The 16,070-nt window shown below is 43.8% G+C and carries 11 protein-coding genes and 1 CRISPR repeat array; of the genes, 2 read left to right on the top strand and 9 right to left on the bottom strand.

The window, feature by feature from the left end:
* Window positions 1–24: 24 nt before the first annotated feature.
* The 3 genes from HMPREF0666_RS09525 to HMPREF0666_RS09515 are packed head-to-tail and all read right to left on the bottom strand — an operon-like array spanning window position 25 to window position 4,171.
* Window positions 25–2,013 (bottom strand): glucosamine-6-phosphate deaminase, encoded by a 1,989-nt coding sequence (locus HMPREF0666_RS09525; protein WP_009012160.1) that lies wholly within the window; start codon window positions 2,011–2,013, stop codon window positions 25–27.
* Window positions 2,013–2,801, bottom strand: coding sequence for a glucosamine-6-phosphate deaminase (nagB, locus tag HMPREF0666_RS09520; RefSeq protein WP_009012159.1), 789 nt, complete (start codon window positions 2,799–2,801; stop codon window positions 2,013–2,015). The genes HMPREF0666_RS09525 and nagB overlap by 1 nt, the downstream gene beginning before the upstream one ends.
* 47 nt (window positions 2,802–2,848) lie before the next feature.
* Window positions 2,849–4,171 (bottom strand): MFS transporter, encoded by a 1,323-nt coding sequence (locus HMPREF0666_RS09515; RefSeq protein ID WP_009012158.1) that lies wholly within the window; start codon window positions 4,169–4,171, stop codon window positions 2,849–2,851.
* A 253-nt stretch (window positions 4,172–4,424) separates the two neighbouring features.
* Here HMPREF0666_RS09515 and HMPREF0666_RS09510 point away from each other — a divergent pair, with 253 nt between their 5' ends.
* Window positions 4,425–5,969 carry an alpha-L-fucosidase gene (locus HMPREF0666_RS09510; protein ID WP_009012157.1) on the top strand — a complete coding sequence of 515 codons (1,545 nt, stop codon included), beginning with the start codon at window positions 4,425–4,427 and terminating at the stop codon, window positions 5,967–5,969.
* A 255-nt stretch (window positions 5,970–6,224) separates the two neighbouring features.
* Here the strand turns inward: HMPREF0666_RS09510 and HMPREF0666_RS09505 are convergent, their stop codons facing one another.
* From HMPREF0666_RS09505 to pgk, 4 genes are all read right to left on the bottom strand, one after another.
* Window positions 6,225–7,109: a hypothetical protein gene (locus HMPREF0666_RS09505; protein WP_009012156.1), complete on the bottom strand. Its 885-nt coding sequence runs from the start codon at window positions 7,107–7,109 to the stop codon at window positions 6,225–6,227.
* A complete protein-coding gene (locus tag HMPREF0666_RS09500) occupies window positions 7,099–7,476 on the bottom strand; it encodes a LytTR family DNA-binding domain-containing protein (RefSeq protein WP_232214092.1) in 378 nt (125 codons plus the stop codon). Before HMPREF0666_RS09500 ends, HMPREF0666_RS09505 begins: the two co-directional genes overlap by 11 nt.
* Before the next feature lie 113 nt (window positions 7,477–7,589).
* Window positions 7,590–8,213 carry a vancomycin high temperature exclusion protein gene (locus HMPREF0666_RS09495; RefSeq protein ID WP_009012154.1) on the bottom strand — a complete coding sequence of 208 codons (624 nt, stop codon included), beginning with the start codon at window positions 8,211–8,213 and terminating at the stop codon, window positions 7,590–7,592.
* 1,133 nt (window positions 8,214–9,346) lie between these two features.
* Window positions 9,347–10,597: a phosphoglycerate kinase gene (gene pgk / locus HMPREF0666_RS09490; RefSeq protein WP_009012153.1), complete on the bottom strand. Its 1,251-nt coding sequence runs from the start codon at window positions 10,595–10,597 to the stop codon at window positions 9,347–9,349.
* Window positions 10,598–10,713: 116 nt separating this feature from the next.
* On the opposite strand from pgk, the gene queC reads away from it, so the two are divergent.
* The gene (queC, locus tag HMPREF0666_RS09485; RefSeq protein ID WP_009012152.1) at window positions 10,714–11,370 is read left to right on the top strand and encodes a 7-cyano-7-deazaguanine synthase QueC; all 657 of its coding nucleotides are present in this window, start codon (window positions 10,714–10,716) and stop codon (window positions 11,368–11,370) included.
* Between the two features lie 274 nt (window positions 11,371–11,644).
* Here queC and HMPREF0666_RS09480 read toward each other — a convergent pair whose 3' ends face one another.
* Both HMPREF0666_RS09480 and serS read right to left on the bottom strand, forming a co-directional pair.
* Window positions 11,645–14,026 carry a bifunctional dihydroorotate dehydrogenase B NAD binding subunit/NADPH-dependent glutamate synthase gene (locus tag HMPREF0666_RS09480; protein ID WP_042856243.1) on the bottom strand — a complete coding sequence of 794 codons (2,382 nt, stop codon included), beginning with the start codon at window positions 14,024–14,026 and terminating at the stop codon, window positions 11,645–11,647.
* A 169-nt stretch (window positions 14,027–14,195) separates the two neighbouring features.
* Entirely contained in the window at window positions 14,196–15,485 is a 1,290-nt protein-coding gene (gene serS / locus HMPREF0666_RS09475; RefSeq protein ID WP_009012150.1) for a serine--tRNA ligase, read from the bottom strand.
* A 258-nt stretch (window positions 15,486–15,743) separates the two neighbouring features.
* Window positions 15,744–16,067: a CRISPR direct-repeat array (repeat unit 37 nt; unit sequence GTCTTAATCCTTGTTTTAATGGAAGATACTCTCAGAG).
* Window positions 16,068–16,070: the final 3 nt, after the last annotated feature.

Genomic DNA, 16,070 nt, shown 5'->3' with positions numbered 1-16,070 from the left:
TAATCGTGATTAGGCGAATTAATACTAAAACTTATACTCTACAAATGCCTCCATTGCCTCGTAGCAAGCTAAGCCTAAGTCATCATAAAGCTTAGCAGTAGCACGGTTGCGGTCTTCTGAACGCTGCCAGAAGAGACGTTCGTCATTGCCCAGGAATGGTGCACTCTCCATCTGACTCTGATGCTTGAGGATTGAGTTACGCTTTGCACGCAGCTCTTCAGGGCTGATAGGTACACACATCTCGATGTTCTCAATTTCCCATTCTGCCCATGCACCACGGTACATCCATACACGGCAGTCCTTCAACCACTCTGCCTTAGCTTCCTTCTCAAGGTCGATAGCAGCAAGTACAGCATCTGTACACTTGCGGTGAGTGCCGTGTGGGTCAGCCAAGTCACCAGCTACATAAATCTGATGTGGCTTAACCTTAGAAATAAGTTCTCTTACAATATTCACGTCAGCTTCGCCCATTGGGAGCTTCTCAATCTTACCTGACTCATAGAAAGGAAGGTCGAGGAAATGAACATGGTCGAGTGGAATCTGGTTGAAAGTAGAAGCGGTACGAGCCTCACCACGACGGATAAGTCCCTTGATGGTACGGATATCCTGTGAGTCGATGTCTCCTTCCTTCTTGTTCTTCAAGAATTCCTTAATCTCTTTGTACTTAGACTTGATAACCTCATCTTGGCTGTTGATAAAGAGCTGGTTGAAACCGTTGATGAAGTGCATGAAGCGTACAACCTCCTCATCACCTACGGCAATGTTACCTGATGTCTCGTAAGCTACGTGGACATCATGTCCCTGCTGTACCAAGCGGCGGAGGGTACCACCCATTGAGATAACATCATCGTCAGGGTGTGGAGAGAATACAATCACTCTCTTTGGGAATGGATTAGCACGTTCTGGACGATAGGTGTCGTCAGCATCTGGCTTACCACCTGGCCAACCTGTGATAGTATGCTGGAGGTCATTGAAAATCTTGATATTTGCATTGTATGCTGAACCATAGAGTGCAAGGAGTTCGCTAAGACCATTCTCATTGTAGTCCTTGTTGGTCAACTTGAGAAGAGGCTTACCTGTAATCTGGCAGAGCCAAACAAGTGCAGAGCGTACCAACTTGTCTGTCCATTTGCATGATGCTACGAGCCAAGGGTGCTGAATACGTGTTAGTTTAGCTGCAGCAGAGAGGTCTATAACAACATGTGCATCGTTATGTGTCTGCAAGAAAGATGCTGGGACAGCGTCACTAACCTTACCTTCAACAGTCTTCTTAATAATGTCTGCCTTCTCTTCGCCCCATGCTGTAAGGTAAATCTTACGTGCTGCGAGGATAGTGCTGACGCCCATGGTGATAGAACATGGAGGTACAGACTCCTGAGAACCGAAGCTCATCTTCATCTCCTCACGTGATGTCTCGTCAATCAAGATAAGACGTGAAGCAGAGGTAAGGCTTGAACCTGGCTCGTTGGTAGCGATGTTACCCATACGGCCAATACCTAAAAGGATGACATCAAGGCCACCTAACTCCTTAATATGCTGTTCATACTGACGGCAATGTTCCTGTACATCGTCCTGGGTGATAGTACCATCTGGTGTAAAGATGTTCTCGGCATCAATATCAATATGATTTAAGAATCGATCTTTAAGCTGGTTGATACTGCGGTTTACGTTCTCTACGCTCAGTGGGAAATACTCGTATGCATTGAAGATAACAACATTCTTGAAACTTAACTTGCCCTCCTGATGACGCTTGATAAGCTCTTGGAAGATAGGAGTGAGCGAAGAGCCAGAGCCAACGCCCATAACATACTTTCTTCCTTCCTGCTCTCTCTTCTTGATATCAGCCTCAAGATGATTAGCAATGTCGATAGTTCCTTCCTCAATAGTTGGGAAGATATCTGTAGGAAGTTTCTCAAAGCGTGTTATCTCAGAGCGTTCGATAGCTGTTGCAGGACGATAAAACTCCTCAGGTATTTGATTGAGTACAATTTGTGAACTTAGATTCAGTTTCATTACAAGTTCTCCTTTTCTATGTCTTTAAAGTATTTGTATGTTTCTACTGTTAGTTTGTCTGTTGCACTTTCATCACAAACAATGATGCCGTGCTCGTGCATCTGCAATGCACTGATTGTCCACTTCTGTGTGAGCGGACCTTCTACGGCTGCGCGCAAAGCCTCTGCCTTATTATGACCATTTACAAGAATCAATACTTCCTTAGCATCCATTACTGTACCAACACCTACTGTCAGTGCATGTACTGGAACCTTGTTAGGGTCATTGTCAAAGAAACGTGAGTTTGCAATACGTGTATCTGATGTCAAAGTCTTGATGCGAGTACGTGAGCGAAGAGACGAACCTGGCTCGTTGAAGGCGATATGACCATCAGGACCGATACCACCCAAGAAGAGGTCGATACCACCTGCCTCACGAATCATCTCCTCATAGTGCTGGCACTCTGCTTCGAGGTTCTCTGCATTACCATTTAATATATGAATATTCTCCTTTGGGCAGTCAATATGATTGAAGAGGTTTTCTGCCATGAATGAATGATAACTTTGTGGATGGCTCTCAGGTAGTCCTACATACTCATCCATGTTGAATGTAACAACATTCTTGAAGCTTACTCTCCCTTCTTTATATGCTTTTACCAACTCAGCATACATGCCCTCTGGTGAAGAACCAGTTGGCAAACCGAGAACAAAAGGCTTGTCTTGATTCTTAGCAGCATTGATACGCTCAATAACGTAGTTTGCTGCCCATTTAGATAACTTTTCGTAATTAGGTTCTATGATTAATCTCATACTCTTTGGTTTTAATTATTATGTTTTGGTTTATTATGTTATTAATTCTATTCTTGTGCTTCCGATTTCTCTTTCTTTGTATTGTCTGGATGGGTGAATGGTACGAACCATGTAACCAGTAAGGCTGGGATAGTACATACCAATACGAAGATAAAGAAGCGGCGATAACCTAAAATATCGCTGAAAACGCCACTCAGCATACCTGGCAACATCACTCCTAAGTTCATGATACCACTTGCAAAGGCGTAATGAGCCATCTGATGTTTGCCTGGTGCTATCTGTTGCATCATAAAGAGGGAGAGTCCAACAAAGCCAAAGCCATACCCAAAGTATTCCATTACAATGGCACCGCCAATCAACCAAAGGCTCTCTGGCTGATAGATAGCTAAGAATGTATAAGCTATGAATGGGATATTGAATACTAATGCAAGTGAGAAGAGACTCTTCTGCAACCCTCTCCAAGCAATGTAATAGCCTGCAAGGATAGAGCCAATAACAAAGGCTGCAGCACCGAAGGTACCATAGCAGAGTCCAATCTCTTGTTCGCTCAATCCTAAACCTTGGTCAGCACGTGACGCTTTAAGGAAGAGAGGAACTATCTTCATGACGAAACCCTCTGCAAAACGATAGAGGATAATGAAGAATATATAATATATAATGTGTCTTTTCTTAAAGAAGTCGACAAATACCTCTACCAGTTCTACTAATGACTCGTTTAGTGATTTGGGCGAATCCGTTGTAGCCTTCTTTGGATTTGGTAGGATGACGAAATGGTAACAACCAATCACTATCATAATAGTAGCAATGATGAGCATGATAAACATCCATGCTTTTGTTACACCGAAATGCTCAATAAACGTACCAGCAAGGTAGACCAACCCACCTGTAGCTGCTATCTTCGCAATGTTATAGAAGGCTCCTTGCCAGCCAATCCACCTTGCTTGCTCTTCATTTGTGAGCACAGACATATAGGTTCCGTCCGCAGCAATATCGTGCGTAGCACCGCTCATAGCAATAACCGCAAGTATCGCTATTGTAACAGGGAAGAAGAAAGGAAGATGAAGGGCAAAGGCTACTAAGGCAAAAAGCACACCTGTAAGCAACTGTGTCAATACAACAAAGAATTTCTTTGTCTTATAAATCTCTAAGAACGGACTCCATAGTGGTTTCAAGGTCCATGGAAGCATGATAAGAGATGTCCAAAAGGCTATCTGCCCATCAGATACTCCCATTCCCTTATACATTAATGTACATACCATATTAAGTACGACGAAAGGCATACCCATGGCGAAATAAAGCGTAGGAACCCATGTTGCAGGACTATGCAGCTTTTTATTTTCTTCTTTTAGGTTCTTAGGGTTTAGACTCATTTTCTTTATCTATGATTTTCTAAAGAAAGTAACAGTTGAAGAAGTGGTTTTACTTATCTAAAAGGTTAAATTTAACTTTAATTTACCAATGAGATGAACCTCTTGTTATGAGAACTGCACTCCCTTAATTCTAACTATTGTATTTATAACGCTTATAAACGCTTTTTATTGTATGCGTATTTGGTATTTTCAATGAAAATAATTAAATTTGCATAGAATAAAAAAATACGTTTATAAATCATTACCTATAATTATGTGGCTGAATTCTTATTCCCATCTTTTTAAGGCAACGATAGCTTGTACAAGCTTATTATTCTCGCCGGTAGTTCTTTCAACGGTTCATGCTCAGGAACAGAATGTTGTTGTGATTAACCCGACTGACTCTCCTTCAGATATTGTTCGTAAGGCTGCAAACGTCGTTCCTTCTGCTCGTCAGTTCAATTGGCAGCGTCAGGAGCTTACTGCTTTCTTGCACTATGGTGTTAATACCTATACTGGTAGAGAGTGGGGAGATGGTAAGGAGTCGCCTGCTATCTTCAATCCAACCAACCTTGATGCCGACCAGTGGATACGTGAGTTAAAGGCTGCTGGCTTCAAGTGTGCCATCCTTACTTGTAAACACCACGATGGTTTCTGTTTGTGGCCATCGGCTTATACTGAGCATAGCGTTAAACACTCGCCTTGGAAGAATGGTAAGGGTGATGTCGTCCGTGAGGTGAGCGATGCTTGTAAGAAGTATGGTATGGAATTTGGTGTTTACCTTTCTCCTTGGGACCGTAATTCTCCGCTGTATGGAACCGACGCTTATAATGATTTCTTTGTTAAGCAGTTGACAGAATTGCTTACGCAATATGGTAAGATAAGCGAGGTCTGGTTTGATGGTGCTTGTGGTGAGGGTCCAAACGGTAAGAAGCAGGTGTATGACTTTGTACGTTGGTATGAGCTTATTCGTAAGCTACAGCCTGAGGCCGTGATAGCTGTTATGGGACCTGATGTACGTTGGGTTGGAACAGAGACAGGACGTGGTCGTGAGATGGAATGGAGTGTTGTGCCTAAGGATAATCTCGACCAGGATGCTATTGCGAAGAACTCACAGCAGGAGGTGCTGACGGCACCTGTTGGTGATATGATGGGTCAAGACCTTGGTAGTCGTAAGAAGATTGAGAAGGCAAAGTCGCTCGTCTGGTATCCAGCTGAGATTGATGTGTCTATTCGTCCAGGTTGGTTCTATCATGAGGAACAGGACAGTAAGGTGAAATCTCCTAAGGAGTTGATGGATATCTACTTCACTTCTGTAGGAATGAATGGCGTACTTCTCTTAAATCTCCCTCCTAACAAGGAAGGTAAACTTTCTGATGCTGACGTGAGAAGTCTTCGTGGTTTCCGCCAGTTGTATGCAACAACCTTTACTGATAACCTCTTGGCGAAGGCTAAGGTTACTTGTTCTCTGTCAGAGGGTAAGGGACGCAATGTTGTTGATGATAATTACGACACCTCTGTTCGTCCTAAGATGAAGGATGGTAAGGCTGTCTTCTCATTCAAACTGAATAAACCTGTCACCTTCAATGTCTTATCTGTTCAGGAGGATATCCGTAAGGGACAGCGTGTAGAAAAGTTCTCATTCGAAGTAAAGGATGCTAAGGGTAATTGGAAGAAAGTTACTGAGGGAACAACTGTTGGGCATAAGCGTTTGTTGAGATTCCCTGTTGAGACTGCAAAGGAGGTGCGTCTTATCATCAGTGAGGTGCGTGCCGTACCTACTATCTCTGAGATTGGTTTGTACCGATTAAGAGATTAAAGGGCCACCACTTAGGCTTAATAAAACAAGCAATACAATAAATGGACGTACAAAGGGTGCGTCCATTTTTTATTTTAAGTCTGGTGTGTTATTGGCTAATAGCAATCATTTTCCGTCCGAACAGCGTATGTACAAGGCGCTTGTGAGTCTATCTATGGAGAAATATCTGTTCTATAGACAATCGTCTATATTACGCTGATGTTGTCTTATTCCTTTTATTTTCAATCACTCTTAATCTTATCTTCTCAACCCGTATTATTGCTTCTTAAATATCAATAGGTTGTCTGCGTATCCCTTCCAGTCAGCCACTCCACAGCTGCTACCAGTTGGTGTGCGATAGAAGGTGTTGCCGTTGTTTCCACCTGTCAGATAGATGGCATCGGTAAAACCGTAGTCGGCAAGGGCTTGTGCAAAGTCGTAGAGAGACTCATTGTGGATAGTCTCAACATACCAGATGGCCGTAGAGCCTGCCTTACGAGCCAAGGCACAGCGTGTCACCTTACCCTTTAAGGCAAACTGTCTCTCACATATTTGTCCTGCTGATACGAGTGCAAATTGACGGAACATACTGCCACTGTGGGCTTTGACATACTCTTTTATGGAATCATCCTGACCAATACCTATTTGCCACTTGTCGCCAACGATAATCACAAAGCCTGCCTTATTATGGTTGCTTGCATACTCCTTACCTTGATAGATAAAGTCGCCTATGTATTTGTATTGATGGTTTTCATCCCAATAGAAGTCCCAACCATGTGTGACAAGACAGACGGTAGAGTCGCTGTCAGAAGGGGCCGTACGAGATAGGGTAGGCGTGAGTCCGTGTAGTTCGTATAGTCTCATACCCACGCCATAGAGCGAGTCTACCTTCATCGTCACCCCTTGTAAAGTGTCTGTCGGCATCTTCTCTAAATCGCGAATGACTTCTGTTGACGTACGACTCAGTGGGTAGTCAAAGGCGAGGGTACGGTTCATAGCTTTCTTCCAGAAGTAGAAGGTTGTAGCCGAAAGGACGAGAATAACAAGCAGAACAAGACCTTTCCACCATCTGCGGGATGCTGGTTGCTGCTTGTCTGTTGGCTGAGAAGGCTTGAATCCCTCACCTCCTAAGAACTGAATGTCGTCGTCACTATAGCTCATTCTGCTTTTGTTTTATACCCTCTTCAAGCAGCTGCAGCGCTTTATGAGAGATGGAGTTGAGTACTATCTTTTGTGGTATTTCTTTCCTCCAAAGGCTCAGCTGGTCTTTCTTAGTGTCTATCCTACAGATATAGTGAAGGTTGAGAACATATTGTTTACCCACCCTTACAAATACAATTTCCTGTTGTCTCATCTGTTGGTCAATGAGTTCTGTGATGGCTTTAAGGTTCATCCATAATTGTAACTCCTCCCCATTTGAAAGCGTCATCACACAGTAGTTGCCGTCTGACCGGATATAAAGTATCTCGTCAAACGCCAGTCGCATCATCTCAGTGCTCCCGTTTTGTATGATTAACAGCTGTTTCACTCTCTATTGCCAACAGATTGTTATACTTCTGCAAATGTAGTAATAAAAAGCTATACTCTTGTTGCTTTGTATCAGAAATCTATTCTTTTCAGTCAATCAATGCCTTAGAATAGCTACCAACAGAAGTCTTCGCGATGGGTAACATACAAGTCGATAAAGAGTTTAACTCTTGCCAACAACTCCCTTATATGTGTCCATATAGCCCTCGGATGGCGTATGTCATCAGCATTATAACCTACTGCTTTAATGTTCATCTTGTCTGCTAAGAAGATGCTACGCTCGTTGTGCCATTTTTGAGAGATGATAATCATGTCATGAACACCGAAATATTGTTTGCTATTCCTCAAAGACAGTAGGGTACGATAGCCTTGTCCGTCCATCATGATGATGCTATCTGGCACACCCCTTTCTATCAGGTCGTGGCGCATTGTTTGTGGTTCGTCATATCCTTCTCGCTTGTCTCCACTAATGATAAGCTGTCTGAACTTCCCATGTTTGTAGAGTTCTGCTGTTGCATTGATACGTGCCAAGTAAAACGAACTTGGTCTTTTACCATCTCTTGTCTTTGGGTTAGTGCCAAGCAATAAGGCTGTCTGCATAGTAGGAACGTCATTGACGTTACTGAATGTCCTACCTTCTGCATTCCTGTCAACACTGATGTTGCACAGTGCGACGATGATGGCAAGTATGACAAGGATAGCGATGGAGGAATAAAGTATTTGTCTTCTTCGTTTCATCTGATTATGTATTTATTGAATCATTACGTATGAGTGTACTTTGTCTTGATACCTTTTCTGATTATCTCGATGCAAAGTTATACTTTTTCTCTTACCTACTTTCATCTTTTCCCCACCTGCTGATGAAATGGTAGTGAGCGTGTATGAAATAGCGTAGTTTGTCTTTTTTTAGATAAAACATTCCTCTGTACATCATAGCCGAGCATCATAAATTATTGAGCGAAGTCTTTTTTTCGTGGGAAAATATGCGGGGGAAATTCACTTGTAACGGCAGAAACTGGCTTTCTGTGAGTTCTGTATGTGTACAAAACTTACATTTATCTATCAGAGGAGGGTCTGACTCTTTTGTTTTCACTAACATGCTTATAGTGTATCTCGGCAATCACGCCATATTTCTGTGGTATTAATAAGGTGATGAAAAAACGTTACATGTTATCGATCCAAATATCCTCTTAACTGGTATGTATTATATCTTAAAATAGAGATTGTAACATACAATAAGTCAGTATGTTATGAATAGCTTTTGAGAAGACGCCCTTCTTGCTCCAAGAAGGGCGTCTTCTGCCAGCAAGAAGGGCATGTTCTCGAGTGAAGAAGGGCCTTTTCTTGTCCCATCTCTGCGCCCTTTCTGAATGGAGAGAGGAGTAGTTAGCGAAATATCCCAACATTTTTTGTCTGTTCATTGGGTGTTCTCTCTTCTATTATCAGCCATTTAATAGGATTTACCTCAGTAATTTGTTCTGTGAGAGAAATACCTCCCCACCTCTTCAGCCGTCGTCCTGTTTAGAGAGAAAAAGTATTCCCCAGCGCTTCACCCTCTGTTCCGTTCTCATTAAGACAATTACCAACGATAGCAGAAATGCTCTGTGTACTCTGTCGGTCGAAGGCCATCTGTGGGCTCGAAATGTGTGTAAAAATGCTCCGTGAACTCTGTGAGCTCTGTGAGAGAAAAAAATACCCAGCGCTTCACCCTTCGCCCCCGTTTAGAAAGAGAAACATCTTCCCAGGACTTCACCCTTCGCCCCCTTCAGTGGGAATACAAACTCCAATCCGTTTGAATCTATCGTATATACAAGAAAAGCCGTTACCTCAGATGAAGTAACGGCTTGTGTATGTTTGAGAGAAAAAATCTCTTACTTCTCGATAGCTGCAACGCCTGGGAGCACCTTACCCTCGATAGCCTCGAGCATAGCACCACCACCAGTAGAAACGTATGAAACCTTGTCAGCAAGACCGAACTTGTTAACAGCAGCAACAGAGTCACCACCACCAACGAGTGAGTAAGCACCATTCTCCTGAGTTGCCTGTGCTACAGCCTTAGCAATCTCGCCAGTACCCTTAGCGAAGTTCTCCAACTCGAATACGCCTACAGGACCGTTCCAAAGGATTGTCTTAGAAGCGAGGATAATCTTCTTCCATGCCTCGATGCTCTCCTCTGATGCGTCCATACCTTCCCACTCATCAGGAATCTGGTCGATTGGGAATACCTTACGCTCTGTGTCGTTAGAGAAGTCTTTACCACAAACAGTAGCTACTGAGAGTGAAAGGTTTACGCCCTTCTCCTTAGCAGCAGCGATTACGTTCAATGCCTCTGGCATCAAGTCGTCCTCGTGGAGAGACTTACCAATCTTACCACCCTGTGCCTTGATGAAGGTATAACCCATACCACCGCCGATGATAAGGTTGTCTACCTTGTCGAGGAGGTTCTTGATTACACCGAGCTTAGAGCTTACCTTTGAACCACCGATGATAGCGGTGAAAGGGTGCTGAGCGTTCTTCAATACGTTATTGATAGCTGTAACCTCTTTCTCCATGAGGTAGCCTAACATCTTGTGGTCTGCATCGAAATAGTCAGCGATAACTGCTGTAGATGCGTGCTTGCGGTGAGCTGTACCGAAGGCGTCGTTTACATATACGTCAGCGTATGAAGCGAGCTTCTTAGCGAAGTCCTTCTGACGTTCCTTCATCTCTGCCTTTGCAGCGTCGAACTCTGGTGTACCCTTCTCAACACCTACTGGTTTGCCTTCCTCTTCTGGGTAGTAACGAAGGTTCTCAAGCAAGAGAGCCTCGCCTGGCTTAAGTGCAGCAGCCTCAGCCTCAGCGTTACCAGCGTCCTTAGCGAACTTAACCTCGACACCAAGAGCATCGCTTACGTTCTTAACAATCTGGCTCAATGAGAGCTCTGGCTTTACCTTTCCCTTTGGCTTACCCATGTGGCTCATCATAATGAGGGCGCCACCGTCGGCCAATATCTTCTTTAGTGTTGGCAGAGCACCACGGATACGTGTGTCGTCAGTTACGTGGCCCTTCTCATCCAAAGGCACATTGAAGTCTACGCGGACGATAGCTTTATGTCCTGCGAAGTTAAAATCGTTAATTTTCATTTGTTCTTTATTATTTGTAATGTTACTATTTCCTTGTGGCAAAAATACTAATTTTTAGTGGATTGGTGAAATCAAACACTATCTTTTTTGTATATTTGCAGAAAAATTAGATGGTAATGAAAGATTCGATTATTATTGTTAGTGGTGGGTTAGACTCCATTACGTTGCTTTATGATAAGGCGGAGACTATCGCCTTGGCTATCTCTTTCGACTATGGTCAGAATCATGGGTCTAAGGAACTGCCTTATGCTCAGTATCATTGTGAGAAGTTGGGTATTCCGCATATTACTATCCCTTTGTCGTTTATGCACGAGTATTTTAAGAGTTCGCTACTTGATGGTGCTGAGGCTATTCCAGAGGGACATTATGAAGAGGAGAATATGAAGTCGACGGTTGTTCCTTTCCGTAATGGTATTATGCTTGCGATAGCGACGGGTATTGCCGAGAGTCATGAGTTGAAACGTGTGTATATTGCTAACCATGGTGGCGACCATACCATTTATCCTGACTGCCGACCAGAGTTTATCAATGCGATGAATGGTGCTACGGAGGCGGGCACTTTTGTGAAGGTTAGTGTTGAGGCTCCTTATACGAATATTACTAAGGCTGAAATCGTGGCACGTGGTGCTGCGTTGGGAATTGACTATGCTAAGACTTGGAGTTGCTATAAGGGTAGCGACGTACACTGTGGTAAGTGTGGTACGTGTGTAGAACGTAGAGAAGCCTTTGAAGCGGCGGGAGTGAAGGACCCGACTGTTTATAGTGAGGATTAACAGCATTTGGCTGTTGCTGCTTATCCTTTGATTGCTAAAAATAAAAAGGGGATGTGCCATAATAAGGACGTCCCTCTTTTTGTATCCTCATACTTACCCTGTCAGCAAAAAGGTCTACCTTTTTTGGCAAAAGGGTTGACCTTTTTCGCAAAAAGGGTCTACCTTTTTACTATAAAGAGCGATTGTTTTTACAAAGATCTTGCTTGTTACTAAAAAAAACGAGGATGCGTCTGGTTTGACACACCCTCGTCTCGTTATTTATCCCCTGTTGGGATTAAGTTAATAGTTGTTCTGCCATATTTGCCGCAGCTCTTCTTCCGTCTCCCATAGCAAGGATGACAGTTGCACCACCACGTACGATGTCACCACCAGCAAAGATTTCTGGCTGCGAACTCTGCATCTGGTCGTTGACAACAATGGTGTCTTTGCGACCTAATTCAAGTCCCTTTACAGACTTAGGTACCAATGGATTAGGTGATACACCTACAGCAACGATGACCTGATCGCACTCAACAGTGACGGTCTCACCAGTCAATTCAGGTCGGCAGCGTCCACTTGCGTCTGGTTCTCCGAGTTTCATCACGTCTAAGACAGCGGCACATACGCGACCCTTTTCATCCGCCTTATATTCCTGTGGATTATGAAGAGTGAGGAAGTTAATACCCTCTTCTTTAGCATGTTTCACCTCTTCAAGACGTGCTGGCATCTCGGCTTCAGAACGACGATAGACAAGTGTGACGTCAGCGCCTAATCGTTTGGCAGTACGACAAGAGTCCATAGCTGTGTTACCACCACCGATAACCAAGACTTTCTTACCCATAATAATAGGTGTGTCGGTCTCTGGATTGGCTGCGTCCATGAGGTTCACACGTGTCAGATACTCGTTACTTGAAAGGATGTTGATAGCGTTCTCGCCTGGAATACCCATGAAGTTAGGTAATCCAGCACCTGAACCAACGAAGATACCCTTGAATCCCTTCTCCTTTAAGTCTTCTATACTGATGGTCTTACCGACGATAGTATCGGTCTGGAAGTGTACGCCTATGCGACGAAGATTATCTATTTCGACATCAACAATCTTATTTGGTAGACGGAACTCAGGGATACCATATTTCAACACACCGCCAATCTCGTGCAGTGCCTCAAATACATAAACCTCGAAGCCACGCTTTGCCATGTCGCCAGCAAAGCTTAAGCCTGCAGGACCAGAACCGATAACAGCTACTTTGATACCATTGGATGGTGCAACAGTAGGTAATGCCATGTGTCCGCTTTCACGCTCATAATCGGCTGCGAAACGCTCAAGATAACCGATGGCTACGGCTGGTGACTTCATCTTCAAGTGGATACAACGGCTCTCACACTGCTTCTCTTGTGGACAAACACGACCACATACGGCTGGTAGGGCAGATGTTTCCTTGAGTATCTTGGCTGCTTCGAGGAAGTCGCCACGCTCTATATTCTTAATGAAGTCTGGTATGTGAATGTTTACAGGACAGCCCTCTACGCAAGAAGGTTTCGGACAGTCAAGGCAACGCTTAGCCTCTTGCATAGCCATTTCAGGGGTTAATCCGATATTTACTTCCTCTAAACGGGTCTTCGCACGATAGTCGGCATCCAGTTCAGGCATCTTCACACGCTCAATAGCTGTGCGCTCCTTTGGCTTGAGGGCCTTGCGTAACGTGGTGCGCCAATCGGCTCCCTCCAGCTCTTCTGATAGGTGGGCTGTAGGTGATGAGGTGTTTTCTTCTTGACAGTTTGCTGCTCCATTTTCTGCGTTGTTCTTATCTCCTGTCTTCCCTTGAGCCTCTTTTTCTGACTTGTTTCCCGCCAGGCACTCCCCTCCTTCGGAGGGGTTGGGGGAGGTCTCAATCTCCTTAAACGTCCCCATTCGCTTGAACATCTCATCCCAGTCGACGAGGTCGCCATCGAATTCAGGACCATCAATGCAGACAAAGCGAGTCTTACCACCAATCGTTAGACGGCAAGCACCACACATTCCAGTTCCGTCCACCATGATAGTATTGAGTGAAACATCGTTAGGAATGCCGTATTTCTTAGCTAAAAGAGAGGTGAACTTCATCATGATAGGAGGTCCGATAGCTAACACCTTGTCTACGTGTTCGCGCTGTATCACCTTCTCAACGCCCACGGTGATGACACCTTTCTCTCCGTAGGAACCATCATCGGTCATGATGATAACCTCATCAGAGTATTTCTTTACGTCGTCTACCATGATAACTAACTCCTTTGTGCGACCGGCGAGGACAGAGATTACTCTGTTACCAGCCTGCTTCAAGGCTGTGAGGATAGGGAGAATGGCAGCAATACCAATACCACCACCCGCACAGATAATCGTACCGTAGTTCTCGATGTGGGATGGGGTACCGAGTGGTCCGACAATATCAACAATCTCATCGCCTTCATTCAACTGGCAAAGCTTTGTTGATGAGCGTCCTACCTCTTGGATAACCATGGTGAGCGTACCCTTTACTGGGTCCGATTTAGCAATGGTGTAGGGTACACGTTCGCTGTGGTTGTCAACACGCACGATGATAAAGTTACCTGGACGGCAGCTTCGTGCAATGAGCGGTGCTTCTACTTCTAAGCAGAAAACCTTCTCTGAAAACTGTTGTTTACGGATAATCTTGTTCATGGAGTGGTAATAGATATGAAAAGTACAGTCCTTATATTCCACTTATACAATGGGTGTTATCCAATTGGATAGAGGTGTATGAAGATAGAATTAGGTTAGATACTTTATTTGTTTAAATTAGTTGTTCGCGGTAATGATGCCCCTCCTTGTTAGGGAGGGGCTGTATTTTTTAGTCCATCTTGTCATCGAGCATCTCGAAACCACAGTAAGGAACGAGTACCTTTGGTACACGGATACCCTCTGGGGTTTGGTTGTTCTCGATGATAGCTGCAACGATACGTGGTAGAGCAAGGGCTGAACCATTCAATGTATGGCAGAGTTCAATCTTCTTATCATCGGCATGACGGTAACGACAATGCAGACGATTTGCCTGATAACTCTCAAAGTTTGACACGCTTGATACCTCCAACCAACGCTTTTGTGCAGCACTCCACACCTCAAAGTCATAGCAGAGTGCAGCTGTGAAGCTAATGTCTCCACCGCAAAGACGGAGGATGTGATAAGGCAATTCAAGCTTCTTTAAAAGACCTTCAACGTGGTCTAACATTTCATCCAATGACTGATAAGAGTGCTCTGGCTTATCGATACGTACAATCTCAACCTTATCAAACTGGTGTAAGCGGTTCAAACCACGTACGTCCTTACCATAGCTACCAGCCTCACGACGGAAACAAGCAGAGTAAGCACAACGCTTAATAGGCAGGTCTTGCTCGTTGAGAATCTCGTCACGGAAGATATTTGTTACAGGAACCTCAGCTGTTGGGATAAGATAGAGGTCGTCAAGATTAGCGTGATACATCTGTCCCTCCTTATCTGGCAACTGACCAGTAGCCTGACCAGACTCCTGGTTTACTACCAATGGTGGCTGTACTTCCAAGTAGCCACTCTTACGTGCTTCGTCGAGGAAGAATGCCTCTAAGGCACGTTGGAAGCGTGCCATCTTACCGATATAGAGTGGGAAACCAGCACCAGTAATCTTTACACCGAGGTCGAAGTCTACCAAGTTAAACTTTTTCAGCAAGTCCCAGTGGCACAAAGCGTTAGCAGGTAGGTTTGGCTTCTCGCCCCCTTCCTTTACAACAACATTGTCCTCAGCATCCTTACCTTCAGGTACAATCTCGTTAGGGATATTAGGAATCATCAGTAACACGTTGGTCATGTCTTTCTGAGCCAAATCCATTATCTCTTGGAGAGCTTTGTCAGAAGACTTCAAAAGTGCCACCTCTTCCTTTATTTTATTAGCTTCGTCTTTCTTTCCTTCTTTCATCAGTCCACCAATCTGCTTCGAGAGTTGATTCTGCTGCTGCTTGTTTGTGTCAAGCTTCTGCTGAGTCTCACGACGCAAACGGTCATATTCCAATACTTTCTCAACTGCCTCGCGTGCACCGTTGAAGTGTTTCTTCTCCAGTCCTTTGATGACGCGTTCAGTTTCTTCACTGATGAGCTTTAATGTAAGCATAACGTTCTAATCTTTATTTTAATTTGTTTCTGAGAGCAAAGTTACGAAAAAACTTCTATAAGTCAAAAACATTTATATTACTTATTTTGTTATTTGCTTGTTGGAAAGGAAGGGATAGTAACTTCTGATAAAGAAATATGTAATTACAAAAGACAAAGCCGTTACCAAAGCTTTGTACGTTGGATTTCTCTTTGTGTTATGCTGCTTTTTATGACAGCCGCAGTAAATCACTTGTCTGCAAAAACCTTATGCTGAAAGGCGTTAATCCTTGTTTTAATGGAAGATACTCTCAGAGGTATTCTGAAACAACTTTTTGGTTCTGATTAAGGAAGTCTTAATCCTTGTTTTAATGGAAGATACTCTCAGAGAGCTGTATCTTCTTTCTTGACCCATGTTTCAAGGCTGTCTTAATCCTTGTTTTAATGGAAGATACTCTCAGATGTATGTTAAGAGCCTTGACATTAATCAACAAATCGTCTTAATCCTTGTTTTAATGGAAGATACTCTCAGAGATATCCATGTTTTTGAAAGTGTGGACAATTTTAGTCTTAATCCTTGTTTTAATGGAAGATACTCTCAGAGATA

The organism is Prevotella sp. C561, assembly GCF_000224595.1.
Taxonomy (GTDB): domain Bacteria; phylum Bacteroidota; class Bacteroidia; order Bacteroidales; family Bacteroidaceae; genus Prevotella; species Prevotella jejuni.
This window is presented reverse-complemented; position numbering and strand designations above follow the sequence as displayed.

Coding starts and splice junctions, on each gene's coding strand:
- HMPREF0666_RS09525 (WP_009012160.1), bottom strand. CDS start 2,013: ATGAAACTGAATCTAAGTTCACAAATTGTACTCAATCAAATACCTGAG.
- nagB (WP_009012159.1), bottom strand. CDS start 2,801: ATGAGATTAATCATAGAACCTAATTACGAAAAGTTATCTAAATGGGCA.
- HMPREF0666_RS09515 (WP_009012158.1), bottom strand. CDS start 4,171: ATGAGTCTAAACCCTAAGAACCTAAAAGAAGAAAATAAAAAGCTGCAT.
- HMPREF0666_RS09510 (WP_009012157.1), top strand. CDS start 4,425: ATGTGGCTGAATTCTTATTCCCATCTTTTTAAGGCAACGATAGCTTGT.
- HMPREF0666_RS09505 (WP_009012156.1), bottom strand. CDS start 7,109: ATGAGCTATAGTGACGACGACATTCAGTTCTTAGGAGGTGAGGGATTC.
- HMPREF0666_RS09495 (WP_009012154.1), bottom strand. CDS start 8,213: ATGAAACGAAGAAGACAAATACTTTATTCCTCCATCGCTATCCTTGTC.
- pgk (WP_009012153.1), bottom strand. CDS start 10,597: ATGAAAATTAACGATTTTAACTTCGCAGGACATAAAGCTATCGTCCGC.
- queC (WP_009012152.1), top strand. CDS start 10,714: ATGAAAGATTCGATTATTATTGTTAGTGGTGGGTTAGACTCCATTACG.
- HMPREF0666_RS09480 (WP_042856243.1), bottom strand. CDS start 14,026: ATGAACAAGATTATCCGTAAACAACAGTTTTCAGAGAAGGTTTTCTGC.
- serS (WP_009012150.1), bottom strand. CDS start 15,485: ATGCTTACATTAAAGCTCATCAGTGAAGAAACTGAACGCGTCATCAAA.